At 55.0% G+C, this 23,659-nt stretch carries 22 protein-coding genes; 17 read left to right on the plus strand and 5 right to left on the minus strand.

Annotated features, from left to right (window positions below):
- Window positions 1-350: 350 nt before the first annotated feature.
- Window positions 351-1,706, plus strand: a complete 1,356-nt coding sequence (locus tag KGZ93_04000) for an SEC-C domain-containing protein (GenBank protein MBS3908769.1) — start codon at window positions 351-353, stop codon at window positions 1,704-1,706.
- 115 nt (window positions 1,707-1,821) lie between these two features.
- Entirely contained in the window at window positions 1,822-2,040 is a 219-nt protein-coding gene (locus KGZ93_04005; protein ID MBS3908770.1) for a type II toxin-antitoxin system HicB family antitoxin, read from the plus strand.
- 174 nt (window positions 2,041-2,214) lie between these two features.
- Here KGZ93_04005 and KGZ93_04010 read toward each other — a convergent pair whose 3' ends face one another.
- Window positions 2,215-2,574 carry a tetratricopeptide repeat protein gene (locus tag KGZ93_04010; GenBank protein MBS3908771.1) on the minus strand — a complete coding sequence of 120 codons (360 nt, stop codon included), beginning with the start codon at window positions 2,572-2,574 and terminating at the stop codon, window positions 2,215-2,217.
- Window positions 2,575-2,634: 60 nt separating this feature from the next.
- Between KGZ93_04010 and KGZ93_04015 the strand changes: the two genes are divergently transcribed.
- The 10 genes from KGZ93_04015 to nadE all read left to right on the plus strand — a co-directional run bounded on the left by KGZ93_04015 (window position 2,635) and on the right by nadE (window position 11,869).
- Window positions 2,635-2,901 (plus strand): BrnT family toxin, encoded by a 267-nt coding sequence (locus tag KGZ93_04015; GenBank protein MBS3908772.1) that lies wholly within the window; start codon window positions 2,635-2,637, stop codon window positions 2,899-2,901.
- Window positions 2,888-3,115, plus strand: a complete 228-nt coding sequence (locus KGZ93_04020; GenBank protein MBS3908773.1) for a CopG family transcriptional regulator — start codon at window positions 2,888-2,890, stop codon at window positions 3,113-3,115. Before KGZ93_04015 ends, KGZ93_04020 begins: the two co-directional genes overlap by 14 nt.
- Window positions 3,116-3,495: 380 nt before the next feature.
- Window positions 3,496-4,581, plus strand: a complete 1,086-nt coding sequence (locus KGZ93_04025; GenBank protein MBS3908774.1) for a glutamine amidotransferase family protein — start codon at window positions 3,496-3,498, stop codon at window positions 4,579-4,581.
- The gene (locus tag KGZ93_04030) at window positions 4,582-6,099 is read left to right on the plus strand and encodes an IMP dehydrogenase (protein ID MBS3908775.1); all 1,518 of its coding nucleotides are present in this window, start codon (window positions 4,582-4,584) and stop codon (window positions 6,097-6,099) included.
- A 118-nt stretch (window positions 6,100-6,217) separates the two neighbouring features.
- Window positions 6,218-6,652 (plus strand): 4Fe-4S dicluster domain-containing protein, encoded by a 435-nt coding sequence (locus KGZ93_04035; GenBank protein MBS3908776.1) that lies wholly within the window; start codon window positions 6,218-6,220, stop codon window positions 6,650-6,652.
- A 6-nt stretch (window positions 6,653-6,658) separates the two neighbouring features.
- On the plus strand, window positions 6,659-7,918 hold the full coding sequence (locus KGZ93_04040; protein MBS3908777.1) for an NAD(P)/FAD-dependent oxidoreductase: 1,260 nt from the start codon (window positions 6,659-6,661) through the stop codon (window positions 7,916-7,918).
- Window positions 7,915-8,655 carry a hypothetical protein gene (locus tag KGZ93_04045; GenBank protein ID MBS3908778.1) on the plus strand — a complete coding sequence of 247 codons (741 nt, stop codon included), beginning with the start codon at window positions 7,915-7,917 and terminating at the stop codon, window positions 8,653-8,655. The genes KGZ93_04040 and KGZ93_04045 overlap by 4 nt, the downstream gene beginning before the upstream one ends.
- 203 nt (window positions 8,656-8,858) lie before the next feature.
- Entirely contained in the window at window positions 8,859-9,491 is a 633-nt protein-coding gene (locus KGZ93_04050; protein MBS3908779.1) for a response regulator transcription factor, read from the plus strand.
- Window positions 9,492-9,676: 185 nt separating this feature from the next.
- Window positions 9,677-11,017 (plus strand): glutamine synthetase, encoded by a 1,341-nt coding sequence (locus tag KGZ93_04055; protein ID MBS3908780.1) that lies wholly within the window; start codon window positions 9,677-9,679, stop codon window positions 11,015-11,017.
- A gap of 114 nt (window positions 11,018-11,131) precedes the next feature.
- Window positions 11,132-11,869, plus strand: coding sequence for an NAD(+) synthase (nadE, locus tag KGZ93_04060; GenBank protein ID MBS3908781.1), 738 nt, complete (start codon window positions 11,132-11,134; stop codon window positions 11,867-11,869).
- 118 nt (window positions 11,870-11,987) lie between these two features.
- Here nadE and KGZ93_04065 read toward each other — a convergent pair whose 3' ends face one another.
- Window positions 11,988-13,586 carry an FMN-binding glutamate synthase family protein gene (locus tag KGZ93_04065; protein MBS3908782.1) on the minus strand — a complete coding sequence of 533 codons (1,599 nt, stop codon included), beginning with the start codon at window positions 13,584-13,586 and terminating at the stop codon, window positions 11,988-11,990.
- Between the two features lie 121 nt (window positions 13,587-13,707).
- Entirely contained in the window at window positions 13,708-14,688 is a 981-nt protein-coding gene (locus KGZ93_04070; GenBank protein MBS3908783.1) for a DUF128 domain-containing protein, read from the minus strand.
- Window positions 14,689-14,906: 218 nt separating this feature from the next.
- Here KGZ93_04070 and KGZ93_04075 point away from each other — a divergent pair, with 218 nt between their 5' ends.
- Complete coding sequence (locus tag KGZ93_04075; protein ID MBS3908784.1) at window positions 14,907-16,616, plus strand: PucR family transcriptional regulator ligand-binding domain-containing protein; 1,710 nt, start codon at window positions 14,907-14,909, stop codon at window positions 16,614-16,616.
- Window positions 16,617-16,700: 84 nt separating this feature from the next.
- Window positions 16,701-17,756, plus strand: coding sequence for an acyltransferase (locus tag KGZ93_04080; protein ID MBS3908785.1), 1,056 nt, complete (start codon window positions 16,701-16,703; stop codon window positions 17,754-17,756).
- A 68-nt stretch (window positions 17,757-17,824) separates the two neighbouring features.
- Here KGZ93_04080 and KGZ93_04085 read toward each other — a convergent pair whose 3' ends face one another.
- Window positions 17,825-19,138 (minus strand): HlyC/CorC family transporter, encoded by a 1,314-nt coding sequence (locus KGZ93_04085; protein MBS3908786.1) that lies wholly within the window; start codon window positions 19,136-19,138, stop codon window positions 17,825-17,827.
- The gene (locus tag KGZ93_04090; protein MBS3908787.1) at window positions 19,131-20,453 is read right to left on the minus strand and encodes an HlyC/CorC family transporter; all 1,323 of its coding nucleotides are present in this window, start codon (window positions 20,451-20,453) and stop codon (window positions 19,131-19,133) included. The genes KGZ93_04085 and KGZ93_04090 overlap by 8 nt, the downstream gene beginning before the upstream one ends.
- A 298-nt stretch (window positions 20,454-20,751) precedes the next feature.
- Here KGZ93_04090 and KGZ93_04095 point away from each other — a divergent pair, with 298 nt between their 5' ends.
- The 3 genes from KGZ93_04095 (at window position 20,752) to nifD (ending at window position 23,602) form a co-directional block, all read left to right on the plus strand.
- Window positions 20,752-21,003, plus strand: a complete 252-nt coding sequence (locus KGZ93_04095) for a hypothetical protein (protein MBS3908788.1) — start codon at window positions 20,752-20,754, stop codon at window positions 21,001-21,003.
- A gap of 244 nt (window positions 21,004-21,247) precedes the next feature.
- Window positions 21,248-22,096, plus strand: coding sequence for a nitrogenase iron protein (gene nifH, locus KGZ93_04100; protein MBS3908789.1), 849 nt, complete (start codon window positions 21,248-21,250; stop codon window positions 22,094-22,096).
- 54 nt (window positions 22,097-22,150) lie between these two features.
- Window positions 22,151-23,602: a nitrogenase molybdenum-iron protein alpha chain gene (gene nifD / locus KGZ93_04105; protein MBS3908790.1), complete on the plus strand. Its 1,452-nt coding sequence runs from the start codon at window positions 22,151-22,153 to the stop codon at window positions 23,600-23,602.
- The last annotated feature ends 57 nt before the right edge of the window (window positions 23,603-23,659 follow it).

Raw genomic sequence — 23,659 nt, forward strand, 5'->3', positions numbered from 1 at the left:
AATTGCTCGAACATGACCATCAATTTGCTCTGGTTCGAAAAGAAATCGCCGAGCTGCGCCAGGATATAATGCGAGGTCAGGATGCGATACTCACAATCCTGCACCGCCTCGACGCCAGGTCAGAGCGCTTCGACCGTTAGCTGGATTAAACGCGTCGAGAATCAATGCGACCAAAACACCAAAGATATCGCTCAACATACCTCAGACATATCCGACATCAAGCGCCATACCCGTATGGCGTAGTCTGCCCATAAAGGCTGAAACCTAGGGGACGAACCTAGGGGATGTTCATCGGATATTCCTCTTTCTCGAAGCTATGAGTAATAAGTTTAAAGCAAAGGGGCAAAAGTGTGGCGAACACAGGTAGAAACGAGCCCTGCCCGTGTGGCAGCGGCAAGAAATTTAAAAAATGCTGCGCTTTAAAAGCGTATGCCGAAATAAAACCCGAGGCATCGATTGAGAGGCGTCAGATCGATGAGATATTAAAATACTTCCGCAAGCACCACCTGTATGCTATTGATGAGGCGGCTGGAGTTTATTGGGACGAGTTCGACCCCGATGAGCATTTAGAAGGCGGGCTTCTCGATTCGGCTCACGTCAATTTCTGGGACTGGGTCATATATGACGCGAAGGCCGATTACTTCGATGAAGAAACCGGCAAAACGTTGCTTGAACTCTACATGGAAGAGAACGGCAAGAAATTGGCGGACGACGAGCTAAAAGTCCTAAACAAAATGAAGGATACTTACTTGAGCTTGTATGAGGTTGAAGAGGTCTATCCCGAAGAAGGGCTTCTGCTTAAAGACCTGCTTCTCGGTGGTGAATTCAAAGTGCGCGAGCGAAGCGCAACGAGGTATTTAAGCCGGTGGGACATCATGGCGGCGAGAATTCTTGAACTCGACGGCGAGTATATTTTGACGGGCGGCATCTTCTCTTACGCGCGCAATCGCAAAGAGGGCTTGATAAAAGCTTTCCGAGACGATCTCGAGGTTTTCAAAAGCGAGCACCCGTATGCGACCATGCGGGCTTACCTGAAAGAAGAAGGCGACATGTTTAACTACTACTGGTACGAGCCCATTTTGTATCCAGAGGATATGCTGATTGCAACGACAAGCGGCGAGCCGGTCATCTTATCAAAAGCACTATTTGAAATTAAAGACAAGGATAAGCTTGCTGCCGCTCTAAGCGAAGTGGAGGATTTCAGGCAGGAAGGAGACTTCTACACCTGGCTCGGCGAGAGCGAAAGAATGCGCGGCCCGGTCGTCTTCGGCCAGGTTAAAACAGAAGGGAAAAAACTAATCCTTGAAACAAACTCCAAGGAGCGGCTAGAAAAGGGAAAAGACCTAATTCTCAAGCACGCCGCTGACTATGTCACCCATAGGGCGGATGAGTTCCAGGATATTCATAAGGCCATGGAACAACATGAAACATCGCCCAGGGACGCTGAAGCCGAGATACCGCTTGAGATACAGCAGCAGGTCTGCAACCAATTTATGCGGCAGCATTACGAAAACTGGCTGGTCGATAAAATCCCGATGCTCGACGGCAAGACGCCACTTGAAGCTGTTAAAACAGAAGCCGGCAGAAGACGAGTCGCTGAAATTCTGAAAGATATCGAGAACGCGGAAGAGCGTAACAAAAAGAGCGGCAGAGCCTATTTCGATATTTCCTGGATGTGGGAGAGGCTGGGACTTACGAGGTGGTAGCACCCACCTCGTGGTATTTATGCAGAGGGTTTTATGAGAAATACATTATATCCAGCAGACACTATATATAGTGTCATTTTATTCGAGATACTAGGCTTACAGCAAGGAGGGTAAAATGGAGAAGCAAATAAGCGTTGAGGACTATAGCAAGATGCCTCACACAATCATTATAAAGCCCTATGAGGATGGCGGTTATTTTGCGATGATTGCCGAGTTTCCCGGTTGTATGACCGAGGCCGATACGTGGGCTGAGACCTATGAGATGATTGTGGGCGCTAAAGAAGCATGGATTGAGGCGACGCTTGAGATGGGACTAGTCTTAATCAGCTGCTAGGTTCACTTCTCGCAAAGAACCTTCCCGCTGATGCACTGATCGCAAAGCTTGATGAGATACTAATGCGTATTGAGGCACTGGAAGAGTATGATAATGCGGAAGGCAAAAAGCGTCAGGTAGGATAGCGCTTTAAAAATCAAACTAAAAGGTCAGGTGTCAGGCACCGCATCTTGCCTATGTTTTGGAAAACGATGCAGACTCCATCCGGAACGCCTTTTCTAGAACCCAATCGATTGCTTCCTCTTCAAATTCAGGCATTGACCGCATGAAGTCCACTGCTTTTCGGTAATACTCGGCGGCTTTCTCATTCTGTCCTCTTGCTTCATAGACCATTCCCAGGCTGAAGAGTCCATCGACCTGGTCCGGGTACCGGTCCAAAAGCTGACGACTGACTTCCTCTGCTTTGTCAAGTTTTCCGTCCTCAACAAGGTCTACAATACTGTTGGACAGTTCATCAAGCGCGTCACCTTTCTCCGCACTATAAACCCTAGTAAAAGGCTCTATGGCAAGATGGGGTTGGAGTGACGTTTTCACCTTGCGTAGCTCAACCAACCCTTTTATTGACTATGGGTATATCTAAGGTATAATAATTATATTATGGAGTTTGAGTTAGACCCCAAGAAAAGTGATAGTAACAAGCAGAAACACGGTATTGATTTTTACGAGGCGCAAGAATTATGGGATGACCCAGACCTTATTGAGATTCCAGCAAAGACCCGTGATGAACCAAGATTTTTGGTAATAGGAAAAATATCAGAAAAGCACTGGTCGGGAGTTATTACTTATCGGACTGAAACGACAAGAATTATTTCAGTACGACGATCCAAAAAAGAGGAGGTTGATCTATATGAAAGCTCGTGAGTTTGACAAGAAATTTGATGAAGGCAAAGAGGATATTACTAAATACCTTGATATATCAAAAGCAAGGCGACCCGAACAAGCACAGAAAAGAGTAAATGTCGATTTTCCATTGTGGATGATTCAACTGTTGGACAAAGAGGCAAGACGTCTGGGCGTGCCCCGACAATCCATCATCAAAGTTTGGGTAGCAGAACGCCTTGAAAAGATATCCTGATGTCTCTAACGCCGCTTAATTTCACAAAAAACACTACTTAAGTCTGATAGTCAACTATCAAACTAAAGAACTCGCCTGAAAGACCGCCGCAGTCGCCAACCTATGCGGTCGCGTGGGGTTGCAGCGTTTGACAACGTAACACAAATTTAATATAATGGATTAACAATTAAATATTTTGGCAATGGTGCCGACAAACCACAAGGTTTGTTGGCTTTTTTTGTTGCACTAAGAGCTTTTCCGCGGCACGACCAAAACAATTTAAGAGAAAGCTTACCAAAACAGCTTATAGAGAACGTTGATTTATACGGGATTTATACAGGAGGTGCGTTTTGAAAGGTCGAATACACCGCAGGAACATATCCGGATGCGGTTTGGCGGGGATGATGAGTGAAGACGGACGGCTGATGAGCGGCGAGGGCATTATCCGCTCGATGGAGGTATTGCACGACCGCTCAAACGGGCTTGGCGGCGGATTCGCCGGATACGGCATCTACCCCGATAAGAAAGAGCATTACGCTCTACACATTATGTACGACGACATCAAAGCCAAAGAGATGACCGATCTCCTCATCGACGAGTGGTTCGAGGTCGACGCCGAAGAGGTCATCCCGACCAGGAAGGTGCCGGGGGTCGGCAAAGCGCCGCTTCTCTGGAGGTATTTCGTCAAGCCGAGCGCCGACTTTAACGAGTGCGGCGTCTGCGAGGAAGATTATGTCATCGACGCGGTCATGCTCGTCAACTCGACGGTCGAGGGCGCTTTTATCTTCTCCTCGGGGAAGAATATGGGCGCGTTTAAAGCGGTCGGCTTCCCGGAGGACGTGGGCAAATTCTACCGCCTCGACGAGTATGCGGGCTACACCTGGATAGGACACGGCCGGTTTCCGACGAACACCCCCGGCTGGTGGGGCGGGGCGCACCCGTTTACCATCCTCGACTGGGCGATAGTCCACAACGGCGAGATTTCGTCGTACGGCATCAACAAGCGATACCTCGAGATGTTCGGCTACAAATGCACGATGCTCACCGACACCGAGGTCGTCGCGTACTCGTTCGACCTCTTGCTGAGGCGACACAACCTCCCGATAGAGCTGGCCTGCAAGGCGTTGGCCGCCTCGTTCTGGACCGATATCGACCGCATGAAAGCACAGGGGAAGAAGGTCGCCGATGTGTACGAGGCGCTTAGGATAGTCTATGGCGGCGGTCTCCTAAACGGACCCTTCGCTATAATCCTCGGCCACGCCAACGGCATGGTGGGCTTGAGCGACCGAGTCAAATTGCGCCCGCTCGTCGCGGCGCGCAAAGACGATATGCTCTACATCGCAAGCGAAGAGTCGGCGATACGCGAGGTCGCGTCGGTCCTCGATAAAGTCTGGAACCCTAAAGCCGGCGAGCCGGTCATCGGCGAGTTGAAAATCCCGGTTAGCGATACGGACGCGGTACGTGAATTAGAGGAGACGGTGGCATAGATGAAGACCTACCAGCTACCCGAACTCAAAATTGAACGGGACAAAGATAGATGCATAGACTGTCAGGTATGCGTACGCCAGTGCGCGTTCGAGGCGCACAAGGTGGACGAAGACGGCGAAGTCTACAGCGAGGACGAAAAGTGCGTCGCATGTCAGCGGTGCGTTTCGCTCTGTCCGACCAACGCCCTGACGATAAAGGATAACAAACCATTTGTAAAAGACAACGCCAACTGGACCGCCGAGACCCAGAAGTATATCTGGAAACAGGCGGAGACCGGCGGCGTGCTCTTGACCGGTATGGGCAATCCCAAGCCGTACCCGATTTACTGGGATCATATGTTGCTCAACGCGAGCCAGGTCACCAACCCGTCGATCGACCCGCTCCGCGAGCCGATGGAGCTTAGGACGTACCTCGGCAGCAAGCCGGATAAAATAGATATAGAGATGGTCGACGGCGAGCCGGTTCTCAAGACCGCGCTCGCCCCCCAGCTTATGCTAAAGACGCCGATTCTCTTTTCGGCGATGTCGTTCGGCGCGGTCAGCTATAGCGTCTGCGAGGGTCTGGCCCGCGCGTCGAAAGCGCTCGGCACCTTTTGGAACACCGGCGAGGGCGGCCTTCCGCAAGGCCTTTACGAGTATGGCCCGAACACGATAGTGCAGGTAGCGTCGGGACGTTTCGGCGTCCACAGCGAGTACCTCGACGCCGCGGCGGCTATCGAGATTAAAATCGGCCAGGGCGCGAAGCCCGGTATCGGCGGACACCTTCCCGGTGAGAAGGTCGGCCCGGTCGTCAGTCGCACCAGGATGATACCGGTCGGCTCGGATGCGATTTCACCCGCCCCCCACCACGACATCTACTCGATCGAGGATTTAAGCCAGCTAATTTACAGCCTCAAAGAGGCGACTGAATACACTAAGCCGATATCGGTCAAGATATCGGCGGTCCACAACGTGGCCGCAATCGCGAGCGGCATCGCCCGCGCGGGCGCCGACATCATCGCAATCGACGGTTTTCGCGGCGGGACCGGCGCGACGCCGACGATGATCCGCGACAACGTCGGTATCCCGATTGAACTCGCCATCGCGGCGGTCGACACGCGACTGCGCGATGAGGCAATCCGCAACCGCGTTTCGGTCATCGCGGCGGGCGGTTTTAGAAACAGCGCCGATGTCGTCAAGGCCATCGCGCTCGGCGCGGACGCGGTCTATCTCGGCACGGCGGCGCTGGTGGCTATGGGTTGCCATGTCTGCCAGATGTGTTACACCGGCAAGTGTAACTGGGGTATCGCGACGCAAGACCCGTACCTCGAGAAGCGCCTCAACCCGGATGTCGCGGCTGAGCGCCTCTTTAACCTGGTGCGCGGCTGGTCGCATGAGATAGCCGAGATGCTCGGCGGCATGGGCTTAAACGCGATAGAGTCGCTGCGCGGCAACCGGCTGCACTTGCGCTCGATAGGCCTCTCCACCGAGGAGATGGACATACTCGGCCTGCAGGCCGCGGGCTCGCCGATGGCGTAGCCTTGATGGCTATGCCGACGAAGGGCGATTGGCTCGGCGAGAGAGCCGCAATGAGGAACCGAAGGCACGAAAGCGGCCTTTAAGAATATATAAACGGTACCGGATGGATGGTGTGAAAATGAAACGAGTCTATACGAAAGAAGAGGCGTGTATCGGCTGCAGGCTGTGCGAAGTCCACTGCCTGACCGAGCATTCCCGTTCGAAGAACATAATAAAAGCGCATAAAAAAGAATTTCCGCGGGCGCTCTCGCGCGTGCTCGTCGAGGAGCTGCGGCCGGTATCATTCGCGGTACAGTGCCGCCACTGCGACGAGCCGGTCTGTGTCGAAGCATGCATAACCGGCGCCATCACGAAGGACGAGAGCGGCAAAGTCGTCCACGATGAAGAGAAATGTGTCGGTTGCTGGACGTGCGTGCTGGTCTGCCCCCACGGAGCCCCGCGTCGCGACCTCGAAAGAAGAAAGGTCGCCAAATGCGACCTCTGTCCCGATAGAGAAACCCCGGCCTGCGTCGAGATGTGTCCGAACAGGGCCTTAGTGTACGAGGAGAGGTAGATAGAGGTGAGTTACGTAATCATCGGTAACTCGGTGGCCGCCGTCGGCGCCATCGAGGCAATCCGCAGGATAGACAAGGAAATGCCCATAACGGTCATCTCGGACGAGCCGTACGCGGTCTACTCGCGCCCGCTCATCTCCGAGTTGCTCGCGGGCCAGGTCAAGGAAGAGATGATGGGCTACCGGGCGCCCGACTTTTACGAGCGCCACAGTGTCGAGGCGAAGCTCGGCACGCGCGTCGTATCTATCGATTCCAAGAAAAAGACGGTCAAGACCGAGGCGGGCGAGGAGATTGGCTACAACAAGCTCCTTATCGCCACCGGCGGCACCCCGTTCGTACCGCCGATGAAGGGCCTCGAACTCGGTCGGGTCATGACCTTTATTAAGATGGACGACGCGAAAAGAATTGAAGAGATGTTGCCCGAGTTGAAGCACGTCGTCGTCATCGGCGCGGGGCTTATCGGCCTCAAAGCGGCGGAGAGCCTCCATCATCGCGGCGTCAAAGTCACCGTAGTTGAGCTTGCCGATCGCGTTATGGCGACGGTACTCGATGTCGAGGCCGGCAAGGTCGTCCAGGACGCGCTCGAAAACGCGGGCGTCGACATCATCACGGGAGACACCGTCGATGAGATTCTCGGCGATAACGCCGGCCTGGTAAACGGCGTCAAGATGAAGAGCGGCGAGGCTCTCGACTGCGACGCGGTCATCGTGGCGATTGGTGTTGTACCCAATGCGGCGTTCGCCAAAGAGAGCGGCGTCAACGTCAACAGGGGCATCATCACCGACGATCACATGAGGACCAACCTCCCCGATGTCTACGCGGCCGGTGACGTAACCGAGGGATTGGATTATTTGAGCGGCGACAACCGCGTTATGCCCATCTGGCCGAACGCGTACATCCAGGGTAAGATAGCCGGTTTCAATATGGCCGGCGAGGACCGCGAGTTCACCGGCGGCTTAGCCGTCAACTCGATAGAGCTTTTCGGCGTACCGGTCGTCACGGCGGGCATGTCGAATGCGGACTCGGACGACCTCGAAGTGTTGAAGAAGAGCGAGGGTTACACATACCGTAAAATCGTCTTGCGGGATAATGAAATTGTCGGGGCGGTACTGGTCGGCAATATCGACCGCGCCGGCCTGGTAACGGGTCTTATCCGCGAGCGGGTAGACATAAGCGAGATGCGCGAGCGCTTGCTTGCGGACGATTTCGGGTACATCGACTTCCCCGTCGAATTAAGGAAAGAAAGGCTGGGTGTGGCTCTATGATAATAGACGCAAAAGGATTGCACTACCGCGAGCTTAACGAGCAGGTGAGAGCCGCCGTAGCTGATGGAGAGACCGATTTGACATTATTGAACGTAAACGGTCAGCGCTATATCGCCGACGCTATCGACACCGCTATCAGCATCACCATAGAAGGCGTGCCCGGCAACGACCTCGGCGTGTTTATGAACGGTCCGAGCCTGGTCGTCCACGCGAACGGTCAAGACCACATCGCGAACACGATGAACGACGGCAAAATAATAGTCCACGGCGACGCCGGAGACGTGTTGGGATACGGGATGCGCGGGGGTAAGGTCTTTGTAAAAGGCGACGTCGGATACCGCGTCGGTATCCATATGAAGGAGTACGAGGACAAGGTTCCGGTGATGGTCATTGGCGGCAAGGCGCGCGATTTCTTCGGCGAGTATATGGCGGGCGGGACGCTGATTCTGCTCGGTCTCGATACCGGCGGCAACGGCCAGGATGAGATAGCCGGCGACTATTTCGGCACCGGCATGCACGGCGGGGTAATCTATGTTCGCGGCCGGCTCGACGACTACCAGCTCGGCAAAGAGGTCAAGCAGTTGGAGCTGGACGACGAAGACCGCGCGGTACTCCACGGGCACATAACCGAGTTCGCGGCGGATTTCGGGATGGACGCCGAAGAGATACTCAAGGGTGATTTCGTCAAGATAAAAGCGGTCTCGCACCGGCCTTACGGGAATTTGTACGCATATTAGGATTGGCTGGAGGTTTGCGCCGGTAGGCGCGTCACCTGAGTCGTGCAGCGGCTACCTTAGTGTTGACCTAACGCGTTCTCATTTTATCAAGTTTATTCCTTGCGTTCGCCCAGCCTATGCTTTTGACTAGAGCGTGCCTGCCGATATTATATTTGCGGTTTATTATTTGATACAATGACAGTTAAAATGGCCGGGTGTAGACTATGACGACCGTATCGATTACCACGAAGAACATGGCAGTTAAAGAGAGGCTTCAGGTCGACCTTACGGCCTTGGGCTACTCGATCGGTACACCGACGACCGAAGTCGCCGACGTATGCATTGTCGATGAAGAAAACCTGGAACGCTTACCCAAAGACCCGCGCTCCGTCATCATCGCGCTCGTCACGGCGAGCGCGCGCAACCACCTCGACAGTTCGCTCAAAATCCTTCTCGAAGCCGACGACATAATCGTGATCGATTATGACCTGGACGAGTTAGCGCTTAGGTTGCGGCTGGCGCAGTCGAGGCATGGCGCGGTCGAAGCCGATGTCGAAATCGACGATAACGTTCTCCAAGAGAACGGTATCGCGATCAACTTCGAAACCTACGAGGTCTGGCTCGATGGAAGAACCATCGATCTTACCTTCAAAGAATACGAGCTTCTTAAATGTTTGATGACGCACAAAGGGCGAGTCTACTCGAGAAACCAGCTCTTAAACGATGTCTGGGGCTACGACTACTATGGGGGAGCGAGAACGGTCGACGTGCATATCAGGCGATTGAGGTCGAAGCTTGGCCGGTACGAGTCCCTAGTCGAGACGGTTCGCAACGTCGGCTACCGGTTCAAGCGATAGGTGGAACGCCGTCCGAATAACCATTCGGGAAGACTCCGTTCTTACGGCGGAACTCTGTATCGCGCAGGCAACCTCAAACATCCCCGGACACCTCCGAGCCGCGTGATTTTAACGGCGTGTTAACTAAGATGTAACATGGCTGTAACATGTGAAAGCTAAAATTAAAAGGTAAATTCGCATATATTGTGAGAGGGTGTTGTTTTGTGAAGAAAGATCAAGAGTATGTCCTGAAGCAAGTAAAGGACAAAAATGTCAGGTTCATCCGGTTCTGGTTTACCGATGTGTTGGGCTTTTTGAAGAGCTTCTCGGTGACCCCGGCCGAGCTGGAGCTGGCGTTCGAGGAGGGCATGGGCTTTGACGGCTCGTCAATCGAGGGCTTTACGCGCATCGAAGAGTCGGACATGATAGCCAAGCCGGACCCGAGCACCTTTACGCTCTTGCCGTGGTCGAAAGAGGTAAATGTCGCTAAAGTCATGTGCGATATCGAGAAACCCGACGGCACGCCTTTCGAGGGCGACCCGAGAAACGTGCTCAAGACCCAGCTTAAAAGGGCCGCCGACATGGGCTATACCATGTATGTCGGCCCGGAACTCGAGTTCTTCTATTTCAAGGACTCGAACGGGACCGAAGTATTGGATAGGGGCGGCTACTTCGATTTAACCCCGCTCGACCTGGCTACTCCTTACCGCAGGGACACGATATTCGCGCTGGAGAGCATGGGTATTACCGTCGAGTACTCGCATCACGAGGTGGCCCCGAGCCAGCATGAGATAGATTTGCGCTACGCCGATGCGCTCTCGATGTCGGACAATGTCATGGCGTATCGCCTGGCGGTAAAAGAAATCGCACATGAGCACGGCGTCTATGCGACCTTTATGCCGAAACCCATTTTCGGACAGAACGGGAGCGGCATGCACGTCCACCAGTCGCTCTTTAAGGGAGACTCGAACGCGTTCTTCGACGCGAACGATGAATATCATCTTTCGGATGTCGCCAAGGGCTATATCGCGGGTATCTTGAAGCACGCGCCCGAGATGACCATAGTATTGAACCAATGGGTAAACAGCTACAAGCGCCTTGTTCCGGGTTATGAGGCGCCGGTCTATGTCTGCTGGAGCCGCCGGAACAGAAGCGCCCTGGTACGCGTCCCGATGTACAAACCGGGCAAAGAAGCCGCTACCCGCATCGAGCTGAGAAGCCCGGACCCGGCCTGCAACCCGTATCTTGCCTTCGCGGTTATGCTCGCAGCCGGCCTGGAGGGCATCGAAAAAGGCTACAAACTCGCGCCCGAGGCCAATAATAACATCTACGAGATGACCGAAACCGAGCGCTCGGATGCCGGTATCGGCTCGCTCCCGGCGGACTTGCACGAAGCGATCAAACTCGCGGAGAGCAGTGAATTCCTGCGCGGCGCACTCGGCGACCATGTCTACGAGTACTTCTTGAGGAACAAGAGGGCGGAGTGGGATGCCTACAAGATGCAGGTTACCGAGTATGAATTGAACAGGTATCTGTCGATACTCTAAGATAAACATTTTGGGTAAAGGGATGTGGAACCAGGGATTAACACCCTCTCCTCTTGCAAACTCCCTTTACCCAAATTTATTTTTTCCACAAGTCGACTATGGTGGTGTATTAGGTTGAGTGATTTCAATCCACGGCTCGAAGAAGAACGGATTGTCGGGTGGTTAAAAGAACAGGCCGTTGCGGCGGGCGTCGAGGGCGCGGTCTTCGGTTTAAGCGGGGGCATCGACTCCGCGGTAGTCGCGGCTATCTGTAGAAAAGCGTTTGGCCCCGCTGTTCTCGGCGTCATCCTGCCATGTCACAGCGAGCCGACCGACGTCGAGCACGCGATGCTCGTAGCCGAGGCTTTCGGCACACCGGTAAAACTGATAAAGCTGGATGGCGTCTACGACTCGCTCCTGGACCTTCTCGACCCGGATGCCGCGTCGCAAGGCGGGCGCGACCTTGCCGTCAGCAATCTCAAACCTCGTCTACGCATGATATCACTGTATTTTCAGGCAAATCGCCTCAATTATTTTGTGGTGGGCACCGGGAATAGGAGCGAGATAACGGTTGGTTACTATACGAAGCACGGCGATGGCGGTGTCGATATATTGCCAATCGCCCATCTGGTTAAAGAGCGGGTGAGAGCGCTTGCGGAACACCTGGGAGTACCGAGGGAAGTAATCGATAAGCCCCCATCGGCAGGTTTATGGGGCGGTCAGACCGACGAGGCGGAGATGGGTATCACCTATGAGCAACTAGACCGCTATATATTAACTGGAGACGCTATAAATGAAGTAAAAGAGCGTATAGAAAAGATGAAAAGCGCGAGCGAGCATAAACGCCGCGTGCCGCCGACCCTTGAAGCTTAAAGACAGGGCGAGGTGAGGGTAATGCCGACATTCTAGACCGACAACTACCGCAATAACAAAAAGCCCGCTCCCAATAAAAGAGCGGGCTTGTCTTACGTTTACAAGCAACAATAATCGACTATTTTCCGTCGATGATTCTCATCGCTTCTTCGCGGTAGGCGTCCATTACAAACGGGATACCGGAGATTTGAGCCGCATCTTCGGTCAAAGCCATAAGGTCGTCCCTGGTTATGCTCGGAACCGTGTAGTTCCTGCTGCCGGCCATGAGTTGTTGGAGGCCGACTTTGAGCTTGTCCGCAAAGGTATAGATGGCGATAGCGCCCGCCGGCATGTTGTCGACGGCGGCGCGCCCGTATTTTGCGATAAGCTCTTCGTAGTTGACGAAGATCTCTTCACGGGTGCTACCGAACTTCGCGACTGCTTTCGGTAGGCTCGCCGCGCCCTCCTGTAACCAGAGGCCGATGTTTTTGCCGACCATACCCGGAATCATCAGCGCCCTGCCCATGCAGACCGCCTTGAAGTACGGCGCGCCCATGGAGATGACTTTAAAGATGTGGTCTTCGGTCGAGAAGCCGCCGGCCATGGCGAGGTCGGGCACGAAAGCACCGTTTTGGCGAAGTCTCTCGGCCAGCTCGTAGGTCATGCACTGGAGATAGAAGGTAGGCACGCCCCACTCTTCCATCATGCGCCACGGGCTCATGCCGGTGCCGCCCGGCGCGCCGTCGATGGTAACGAGGTCGAGTTTCGCGGCAGACGCCCACTTCAGCGCCATAGCAAGCTCGCGCATCGGATACGCGCCGGTCTTGAGTGTAACGCGTTTTGCGCCGAGGCCCCTTATCCTTTCGACCTCTTTTATAAAGTCTTCCTCATCGATAAAGCCGAGACGGGAATGCCTCTCGAATTGCTTGAGGGCGCCGTCTTTAAAAGCGGCTTGGTTCGCTTCGACCGACGGGTCCGGCGTTATGAGGTAGCCGCGCCCCTGCAGGTCGAGCGCGCGCTCCAGCGAGTCGATTTTAATCTCGCCGCCGATACACTTGGCGCCCTGGCCCCACTTAAGCTCGATAGTCTCGACGCCGAGCTTGTCCAGAACGTACTCGGCCACGCCGAAACGCGTATCCTCTACGTTGAGCTGGACTATCATGTCGCCGTAGCCCTCATGCCATTTCTTGTAGGTTTCGACGCGGCGGCGCATCTCGGGAGACTCGGTTACTTTGCCGTTCTTGAATTCGGCTTGCGGGTCGATACCGCAGACGTTCTCACCGCATACGAGGCTGATACCCGCGATTGCGGCTCCGGCCGCGAAATGTTCCCAATTGCGGCGGGCGATATCGGTCGAGCCGAGCGCTCCGGTAAAGACCGGCACGCGCATCTTGACCTTATTGTCGACACCAAACTCGGTCTCGGTGCCGACCATGGGGAAGAGGCTGTTGTCCGGGTCGCCTGCCACACCCGCGGGCAAGCCTTTCGCCCCGAAGGCATATCCCATGATATTGAGGTGGGAGTAGTCGATTGGATAATCCTTGTCGGCTCCGGCGGTGACTGTACCATAGGGGCCCGGATAGATTACTTCTCTTCCGCGGAACGAGGCTTTAAATACCTCGCAGTTGCCCCGGCAGCCGTCTTCGCAGCGCGTGCAAAGGCCCGAGCCGGGAACGACGCTGCGCGAGCGGTTAGTGGTGCCCGTCGCGTCGTTGGCGTTTGGACGTTGTAAATTCATCTTACTCTCCTCTTGCAATAGAGTTGGACTTACCGTTATTCGTTTTTAATTCTCTTAAAAATGCTCATGAGACTTGTGAGCGACAGTGCGCTCGAAAATTTAGTCGACACCTCCTTCCAAATTAGAGATTCCAAAAATTGACCAGCTTATCGAAGTCGATAAGCGTGCTCATAGCCTTGCTGTCGGTTTTAATCCCCGACTCTTCTAGGGCGGCCAGGGGATTAAGACCGCCCATGACGACCAAGCCCATCCGGCCGGGGTTGACCCCGGTCTCGAGTATGGCTTGTCCGGGACGTCCGAAGCGCAAAATACCATAGAAGCCGGACTCCTCCAGCATCCCGAGGAGTGCCCTCGATTTGTCGGCGGCGACCGCCGGTATTTCGCGGAAACTCGCCAGTATCTTGCCGCTGCCCGTGAGGGCGACCTCCCGGACCGAGGTCATCTTGCTGGCGATAAATATCTCCAGCGGGTCGATGGTCGTACCCGCATAGGTTATCAACTCGGTAAAACGTAACGGCTCCCCCTTGTCGAACTGGAGGATGCCGCCGAACTTTGAATCGACGGGAATACCCGCCTGAAGAAATATGCTGTTAAGCGTTATGCTGCAAATCGTGCCGAAAGCTACCGTGCCGGGCGGGACCTCGATAGAGCCTATAAACTCGCCTTCGGTCGCGATGGCGACGAGGTCGCTGATGCCGAGCTTCGCGGCGAAGGTGTCCTTCATGATGGCGAGCGCTTCGTCTAAGACCTCTTGCGGCATCAACGTCACATTTAAGATTACTCGACCGGTCTTCTCCGCAAGATTTAAATCCGCCATGAAAGAGAGGGTGTCGATTTTGGTGATTACCAAGCCGAGTTTGTCGGCGACGAGGGCGTTGGACAGCTCTTCTTTACCTCTCGCCGTCAGGAGTCGCCCCTCTTTCCCACGGACTTCGGTCAGTCCCCGTTCATCCATCAATTGGAGATGATACCGGACTGCTCGCTCGCTAAGGTCGATACCGAACGACTTGAGCCGCTTAGAAATAATGCCTGCCCCAAGCGGTTCTTTTTCCTTTGATAAGATATCTAGAATCGTCACCGATTTTCTTTCGATTTCGTGCATATAAGCGAACTTTCAGTAAGCCGTCGGCATACGGCAACCGTTTGCCGTCTAAATTATCATAGCTTATATATTAAGACAGGTAGGTGTTTTTATGCAAATAAAATTAACGCATATTTCACACGCGGGTAATATAGGAGAAACATCGGGTCTATAGACTAAGCGTAATAAGTGCGGAAGGCCTGACGCCTTTCATCTTTTCGACTATGCGAGGCGCGCCGATGCTTACCATCGAACAAGTTCTAAAAGCCGCATCCTTTCAAAACGCGGAGCTTCTGACCCGCTTCGACCCCGATGCGCCCGCCGTCGATTCGGTTACGGTGGGGGAGGTGCCCGATATCGCCAACTGGTTGACCGGCGGCGAGATGGTGTTGACCACGCTTTTTTCGGCGCGGGAGGCCGGTATCGATAAATTCGATATCGTCGAGAGCATCATCGAGGGTCCTGCCGGGGCGCTCGTCGTCAAGCTCGGCAGGTTCGTCGATGCGTTGCCGCCGGAGATAATCGAGCTGGCCAACGAGCGGAAGTTCCCCATCATCTCATTGTCGTCGGAGGTTCGCTGGACTAACGTTATCAAAGATGTCTCACGCCTATTGGGCCAGGAGGAACTTGCGAAGCTGACCTGGCTCGAGACGATACGTCGGCAGTTTGGGCGGATAAACGCGGGCGACGGCGGGTTGCTCTCGGTCGCGAAGACGCTCGCCGGCTTGACCGGGCATGCCGTCGTTATCGAAGACCTGTTTGGCGGTGTTTTCGCAGAGAGTCCGGTCTCTGGGGAATTGCCCGCGGGACACACAAATACGCCGGTATTTTTGCAGCTCGGCAAAGACTCGGGTCGCTTCCATATCGAGCAGAACATCTCGGCCGGCTCGTTTCTTTATTATGAGATAGCCGGGCGCAAAGCGGGGGGTGTTCGCAAACTCGTATTCGAACTCGACGACGGGCACGACCGCTGCGGCTATCTCGTCGTCATCATAGACGAAGACGACGGGGCGCCGGCCGCCGTCGAGATGCGCTTGCTCGCCATCGACAAGGCGGTCGAGGCCGCCAACATCGAACTCTCGAGGATGAGGGCTTCGCTCGACGCCGAGATGCGCTTGATGGGTAACCTCTTCTCGATGCTGACGAGCGGTAATCTCACGCATGAGCAGGCGGTGAGCAGGGCTTCGTTTTTGCGGATAGACCTAACGCATGGCTTTATCGTCTGTGTGGTCGACTTGGTCCACGCTGCGCACGATTCGGCCGACGAAGGGACTCAGCGCAGCATCGAGCGGATAAGCGAGCGCGCCGTCAGTATCGTAAAACGAATCGTCGACGTCGATTTCCCGGGTTCGCTCGTCGCGCTCGACAGCAAGAGGGTCCATCTCTTGCTGATACCGGTGAGCGGGCAGGAGGCCCGCGCTCGCGCGAAGTTGGTCGGCGCGACGGTCGGTAAAGCGGCGCAGGCGTTGCGGGACTCTCTGCCGATGGTGACATTTAAAATCGGAGCGAGCGCCTATCACGATAACGCCGCCGAAATCCATGTCGCGCACGCCGAGGCCGTCACCGCCGCGCTTATCGCCTCGGCAACGGCGCGGGCCGACGGCATCGGCAATTTCAGCGAACTCGGCCTCTATAAACTACTTCTTCACCTCAGCAGCTCGCACCCGGAGGAGGCGCGCAAGTTTTATCTCGATACGCTCGGGCCGGTCGAGGAGTATGACCGTAAGCGCGAGGGCGGTCTCCTCGGCACGCTCGAGGCCTTCTTCGACGCGCGCGAAAACATCAACGAGACAGCCGCGCAGCTCTTTACCCATCGCCACACGATACGTTACCGGCTGCAGAGGATTGCCGAGTTGTCCGGCCACGACCCGTTCGACCCCGACAGCCGCGAAATCCTGCGCGTGGCGGTCAAAATGCGACGGCTTTTCTTAAACCGTCATTTTGGTTAGAATGGTGACTTAGTGACTTTCCATTCTTGAGAATGTCGCCGATTTTTAAGGCCGGGTCTTTTCTCAGGACTATAGAGGTATAGAGTGTCGCAGAGCAAGTCAATGCCGGAGGAAGCAGTAGAGCACAGAGTCCTACATTTCGATTCGATGCGGTCTATCGCCATACTTATAATACTTATATACCACCTACCCGGATACAGCCTTAATTTCTATGATTTAAACACAATCGGCATCGGTATCGACCTCTCTGTCTTCAGGGAATTTAGCAAGTATTTCGGGCTCGGTCTTTTCATCTTTATTTCGGGGTATTTGTCCAACCTCAAGGGAAGGGGTTTTGCCGATACGGACGCGGTTAAAGAGTATATATTGCGGAAGGCCGTTAAGATATTTCCATTGTATTATCTCGCGCTCGTCCTATTTTATTACTTTTATGATGTCAAAGAGCCCATAAGGATAACCACGCATATCCTGGGGCTCCAACTTATTTTTGCGTCGCAATTCGTCAAGCCTACTCCTACGTTATGGTTTATCGGCTTAATCGTAATCTATTATGCGATATACGTATTTATCAAGGCAGATAAAATCGGCGACCTTACTAAGGTGCTCGCACTGGCGTTATTTCCCCTTATCGTAGTCGCTGTTCACGAGATGTTCGGTGTGATGGATTTAAGAATAGTCCTTTATTACGGGGTATTCCTGTTGGGCCTATACAGCGGGAACCACGATATATTAAAAACGGTAAGTTGGCCTCAGTTGGTTGTCGCGGTGTTGAGTTTTACGGCGTTCATAGTGATTCGCGATGACTATACGTTTGCGCTCGCCCCGTTTTCGTCGCTAAGCTCGTTCCTGACCGTCAACGCGCTCATGGTTCTTTTCATAGGGGTCACCTATAAAGGCTGTCTTTTCATTCCAGACAAGACTGAACTCAAGAGAATAGTCGAAATAGTCTCGTATTCTTCATTTTGCATGTTTTTGTTCCACCGTCCCGTATGGTCGTGGATGCACGACACTCTGGGAAAAATGCGGATAGACAACGAAGTTATGGTGGCGATTATTCTTGCAACTATCGGCATACCCGCGATTGTTGCGTTTTCGTACTCGATTCAACATCTCTACGATAGAATCGTTTCCGCGCAGTAACGACTCTTTCGGGGACTTCCCCCGCGTGATGATATATCAGACCCGCGAGGTCTTTCCGCTCGCATAGACTAGCCCGCGTCCGCCGGCGGCGTCTCGGGTGTGATTAGACACGCGCCGACTCCATGGCCTTCCACCGCGACGACTTCGAAGCGCACATGGTCGTAGGCGACTACGTCGCCCACCGTCGGGGGACGATCGAGAAGCATCAGTACGAGGCCGCTGACCGTATCGACCTCTTCGTGCTCTAACGTCACGCCAAGCGCTTCACCCGCCTCGTCGAGACGGACCGTGCCGGTGACGCGCAGTCGTCCTTGCGTATCGCGGCTGATGGCAGGTGGGTGCGTGACGCCCTCTTCGATATCGCCCACCACTTCCTCGAAGAGGTCCTCGAGGGTGATGATGCCGGCGGTTCCGCCATGCTCATCCATTACGATTGCCATCTGTACGTGCTCCCGGCGCATGGTCTTTAGTACCGTGTCCAGTTCGGCCGTCTCCGGCACATAGGGTGCCTGACGGAGGCCGTTTTCTTTGAGCGTCTTGCCGGCGAGCGCTAAACCCAGGATGTCCTTGATATGGATTACGCCGACGATATGGTCGAGGTCGTCCCGATAGACCGGATACCGCGTGTGACGGGAATCGCGGATGATAGCGGCGATCCGCTCGGTCGAGGCGTCAAGGGCAAGCCCTTTCACACGGACGCGCGGAACCATAATCTCGCCGGCTGTCAACTCGCCGAACTCGAAGAGTTCACGGAGGACTTTACCGGCTTCGGCCCGGAGTAAACCTCCCGCCTCGCTTTCGCGCACCAGGTATTCCAGTTCTTCGGGGGTATGGTAGTGACCGGCGGAGAACTCCCGCCGAATACCCATCAGCCGCAAGATGCCGTTGCCGACGGCGTTCAAGCCGACGACGAGCGGGTAGAGCAGGAATTGAATCCAGCGGATGGGCGGCGTAATCCACAACGCTGTGCGCTCGGCCGAGAGGAGCGCGAGTGATTTCGGCACCATCTCACCTAAGACGATATGAAAGTAGGTGAGGATAGTAATGGACAGGACACTGGCGAGCGCGTGGGCCGCAATCCAACGCGATACCCCGAGCGATTCCAGCGCGTTCGCCAACCATTGCGCGAGAACGTGCTCCCCATACATACCGAGTCCGAGGCTGGCGACCGTAATACCGAGTTGTGCGGTGGCGATAAAGCGGTCCTGACGACGCGGATCATTGATAATCTGCCGCACGAGACGGGCCACTCTGTGCCCTTGGGTCGCCAGACGCTCGATTCTTGCCCGCGGTACGCCCACTATGGCGAATTCCGCCGCCACAAACACTCCGTTGAGCAGGATAAGGATGAGGATGATCAAAATGGGGAGCAGGCTATCCACGGAAATCCTCCTCTTCAACGGCAATAATCGGTGTCGCGATCAACGACGCCACCGCGTGGTGCGCCATGCGTTCCACTTCGACCGCCACACCGTCAATCGTAACACGCTCGCCCGCGGCCGGGACCCGCCCCAGTAACTCCGTGATATGGCCGCCGACCGTATCGGCCTCTCCCTCCCATTGGATACCGACCCAGGGTTCGACATCATCGAGGTGCATTAGGCCAGGCAAGCGCACGCGTCCATCCGCCAGACGCTCAGGTTGGGGTTGCTCCCCTTTGAATTCATCACCGACCTCACCGAACACCTCGGTGAGGACATCCTCTAACGTCACAAGGCCTTCGACTCCGCCATACTCATCGATTACCATTGCTTGGTGGCTGCGCCCGTCACGCAACAGGGTGAGCAACTGGTATGCGGTAACATTCTCAGGGACGTATAGCACCGGACGCACGACCTGTTCGATGGAGGTTACCGTGCCGTGCGTCAGATAGTGTAAGACCAGGTCCTTTGTGTGAAGCATGCCGACGATATTATCTACCGATTCGCGATAGACCGGCAGACGCGTATACGGGCCGCTTGCGACCTGGTCGAGCACTTCCGCAACGGGCGTCTCGATATCGATGGTCGCCACATACCGGCGCGGGACCATCAGTTGGCGGGCGGGGCGCGTGCTCAGCTGAATCGCCTCATGGAGACGGCGTTGTTCATCCGGCGCCAACAAGCCGCCATCCCGACTCTCCACGATGAGCATGTCGATCTCTTCCGGCGAGTGAATATGTCGATGACTGCCAAGCGGCACGCGGAGCAGTTTGAGAATCGCAATGCCGCTGCCGTTAAGGATTGCGATGAACCAGGATAGGACGATTTGCGACCAGCGCATAGGTTCAATGGTGTAGAGCGCTGTTTGTGTAGGGTATTGCAGCGCCAGCGATTTGGGGACGAGTTCACCGAGAATCACCTGGAATACGGTGAGTCCTACTAAGACCGTTATCGCCGATGTCGATTGTGCGGCAATCGTTTGCATGTCGCCCCAACGCTCGAACAACGGCGTAAGCTCAGCGGCGAGGGTAGCCTGGCCGTACGCGCCGAGCACCAGGCTGGAAAAGGTGATGCCGATTTGACATGTCGCGACATAGCGGTCGAGTTTGCGCGCGTCTTCCAGCGAGGGCAAGAGGCGCCGGGCCAAAGAGTTTCCCTCGTCGGCTAATTTGCGGATGCGGCTCCGGCGCACACTGACTGCGGCAAACTCCGCGGCGACGTAGAGAGCGTTTACAGCGACGAGAATGATAACGATCAGCCAGGGTACCAAGCTCATCGCGACAACCCTTGAACGGTCAGGCGTTCATGAGGAGGGTCGTCGCTAGTCGAATATTCAGTGCCGTTATCTTGTGAACGGGTTCGTGTTATTTGTGTTTTGCACGTCGCAATCGTCATAGTATTTGTTGACACTGACCCAATCGATAAGCCGGTTTAGCCATTACAAAACAACACTATACCCGAGCACGACAGACGCGTCAAATAAGGGGGGACGTTGTTACGGTGGTTACGTTAGCTAAAATATGCAGGTACACATAAGCACATATGGTTGACACTTATTTATCCCAAGGGTAGACTTGTCTTATGCCAAGGCTACCAAGGCTAGATATCCCCGGGTTGATCTATCACGTAATATTCCGGGGGATAGAGCAAAAACAGTATTCAGAGGCGAGGCTGTTCTACAAGATATCGATCAGAAGGAAAAAGGGGCGCACCGGCACGGAGACGGCCCGCTTGAAGAACTCCTCGATAAAGTGGCTATTTACCACAAGCTGAGCTTGCCTGAGCTTTATTCCGGCTCCAGAAGGAAAGTCGTCTCTATGACATAATCAGGCTGGAAAAAGGTGAGGGCGGGCTATTTAAAGATTAAGATTAAATGCATCTAAGGTATCCGTAACAGCCGTAACAACGTCCCTCCGTACAACTCGCCGGTAAGATACTTTATCCCTCCGTCCAATGCTTCCTATCGTCGTTGAGCCTAAGATTAAAGACCATACAGAACATTAAGAGCCTGGTGTCACCGGCCCTTGGCCCCCGGACTCCGGACTCCACACTACGAGGAGGTTTTTGTCTATGAGGCAGATAGCGATTTACGGAAAGGGTGGGATAGGGAAGTCGACGACAACACAGAACACCGTCGTCGGCCTGGCGGAGGCGGGCTACAAGTGTATGATAATCGGCTGCGACCCGAAAGCCGACGCGACCCGGCTGATTCTCCACGCCAAAGCGCAGACGACCGTCATGGACCTCGCCCGCGAGCGCGGCACGGTCGAAGACCTCGAAATCGATGAGGTGTTGCTCGAAGGTTACAAGGGAATCAAGTGCGCCGAGTCGGGCGGCCCCGAGCCGGGCGTCGGCTGTGCCGGTCGCGGCGTCATCACCGCCATCAACTTTCTGGAGGAGAACGGCGCTTACGCCGACGACCAGGATTTCGTATTCTACGACGTCCTCGGCGACGTCGTCTGCGGCGGGTTTGCGATGCCGATTCGCGAGGGCAAGGCGAAGGAGATATATATCGTCACCTCCGGCGAGATGATGGCGATGTACGCGGCGAACAATATCTCGCGCGGTGTTCTCAAGTACGCGCAGAGCGGCGGCGTCCGTCTCGGCGGCCTCATCTGCAACAGCCGCAAGACCGACAAGGAGTACGAACTCATCTCCGAGCTGGCACGCAGGCTCAACACCCAGATGATTCACTTCGTGCCGAGGGACAACGAAGTCCAGAGGGCCGAGCTTCGCCGGATGACCGTCATCGAATACTCACCCGAGCATGCGCAGGCGAATGAATACCGGACTTTGGCCGGGAAGATGGCCGAGAACACGAACATGACCATCCCGACACCGCTTACCATGGACGAACTCGAATCCTTGTTGATGGAATTCGGCATCATGGAAACCGAGGAGGAGGCCGCGGTCGTATGAGAGTAGGTGACGGAATAAGGGGCGTTTTTAATTTAGAGAGGAGGTCTTGCTGATATGAGCGCGACAGAAGAGCGGTTGAGCCCGAAGATAGAGCGGGCCAAGAAGATGATAGACGAGGTATTAAGCGCGTATCCCGAAAAGGCGCGCAAGTTCAGGGAGGAGCACGTAAAACCCAACGACCCGTCGGGTTCGTGCTCCAGCTGCCGGGTCAAGGCGAACGTAAAGTCGCGGCCTGGGGTCATGACCGTACGCGGCTGAGCCTTCGCGGGAGCGAAAGGTGTGGTCTGGGGTCCCGTGAAGGACCAGATCACCATTTCCCACGGCCCGGTCGGGTGTGGACAGTATAGCTGGTGGGCTAGGAGAAACTATTATAACGGACAGACGGGAATCGATACGTTCGGCACGATGCATGTGACCACGGATTTTCAAGAGAAAGACATCGTCTACGGCGGGGATAAGGGTCTGGATGCCGCCATGCGCGAGTTAAAGGGATTGTTTCCGCTCGCAAACGGCATCGGCGTTCTCTCCGAGTGCCCGGTCGGCCTCATCGGCGACGACATCGAAGCGGTTGCTAAGCAGGTGGAGAAAGACCTCGAAATACCGGTCGTGCCGGTACGGTGCGAGGGTTTTCGCGGGGTGAGCCAGTCGCTCGGGCATCACATCGCAAACGACACTATCCGCGACCACATATTAGGTAAGGGCGGCGTCCTCGAAGAAGAAACGGCCTACGATGTCAATCTTATCGGCGACTACAACATCGGCGGCGACGGATGGTCCTCTCGAAAGATTCTCGAAGAGATGGGCCTGCGGGTCATTACCCAGTGGACCGGCGACGCGAGCGTCAACGAGATGAAAATCGCCTCGAGGGCGAAGTATAACCTTATCCACTGCTATCGTTCGATGAACTATATCTGCAGGCACATGGAGGAAGAATACGGGGTACCGTGGCTGGAGTTCAACTTCTTCGGCCCGACCAAGACCTACGAGAGTATCCGCAAGATAGCGGCCCTGTTCGATGAGACGATCCAGGCGAACGCCGAGAAGGTCATCGAGAAATACACGCCGGTGATGGACGCGGTTATCGCCGAGTACAAGCCGAAAGTCGAGGGCAAGACGGTCATGCTCTATGTCGGCGGCCTTCGCCCGCGCCACACGGTCGGCGCCTACGAGGACCTCGGCATGGAGATAGTCGGGACCGGCTACGAGTTCGGCCACAGTGACGACTACAAGCGGACCTACCCGGTCATGCCGGAGGGCGCGGTCATCATGGATGACGCCACCTCGTATGAACTCGAGGAGTTTACGTATCGCCTGCGGCCCGATATGATCGGCGCCGGCATCAAGGAGAAGTACAACTATCACAAGATGGGGGTTCCCTTCAGGCAGATGCACTCCTGGGATTACTCGGGGCCCTACCACGGCTTCGACGGGTTCGCGGTCTTCGCCCGCGATATGGACATGACGGTAAACAGCCCCACTTGGGATTTGATTCGTAGGAAGAAGTAGCTAGACGGATCGCACGCAACCGATAACCACATCGCTGACAGCTTCTAGCTGAAGGTC

The sequence above is a fragment of the Actinomycetota bacterium genome (genome assembly GCA_018333515.1).
Classification (GTDB): Bacteria; Actinomycetota; Aquicultoria; order Aquicultorales; family Aquicultoraceae; genus Aquicultor.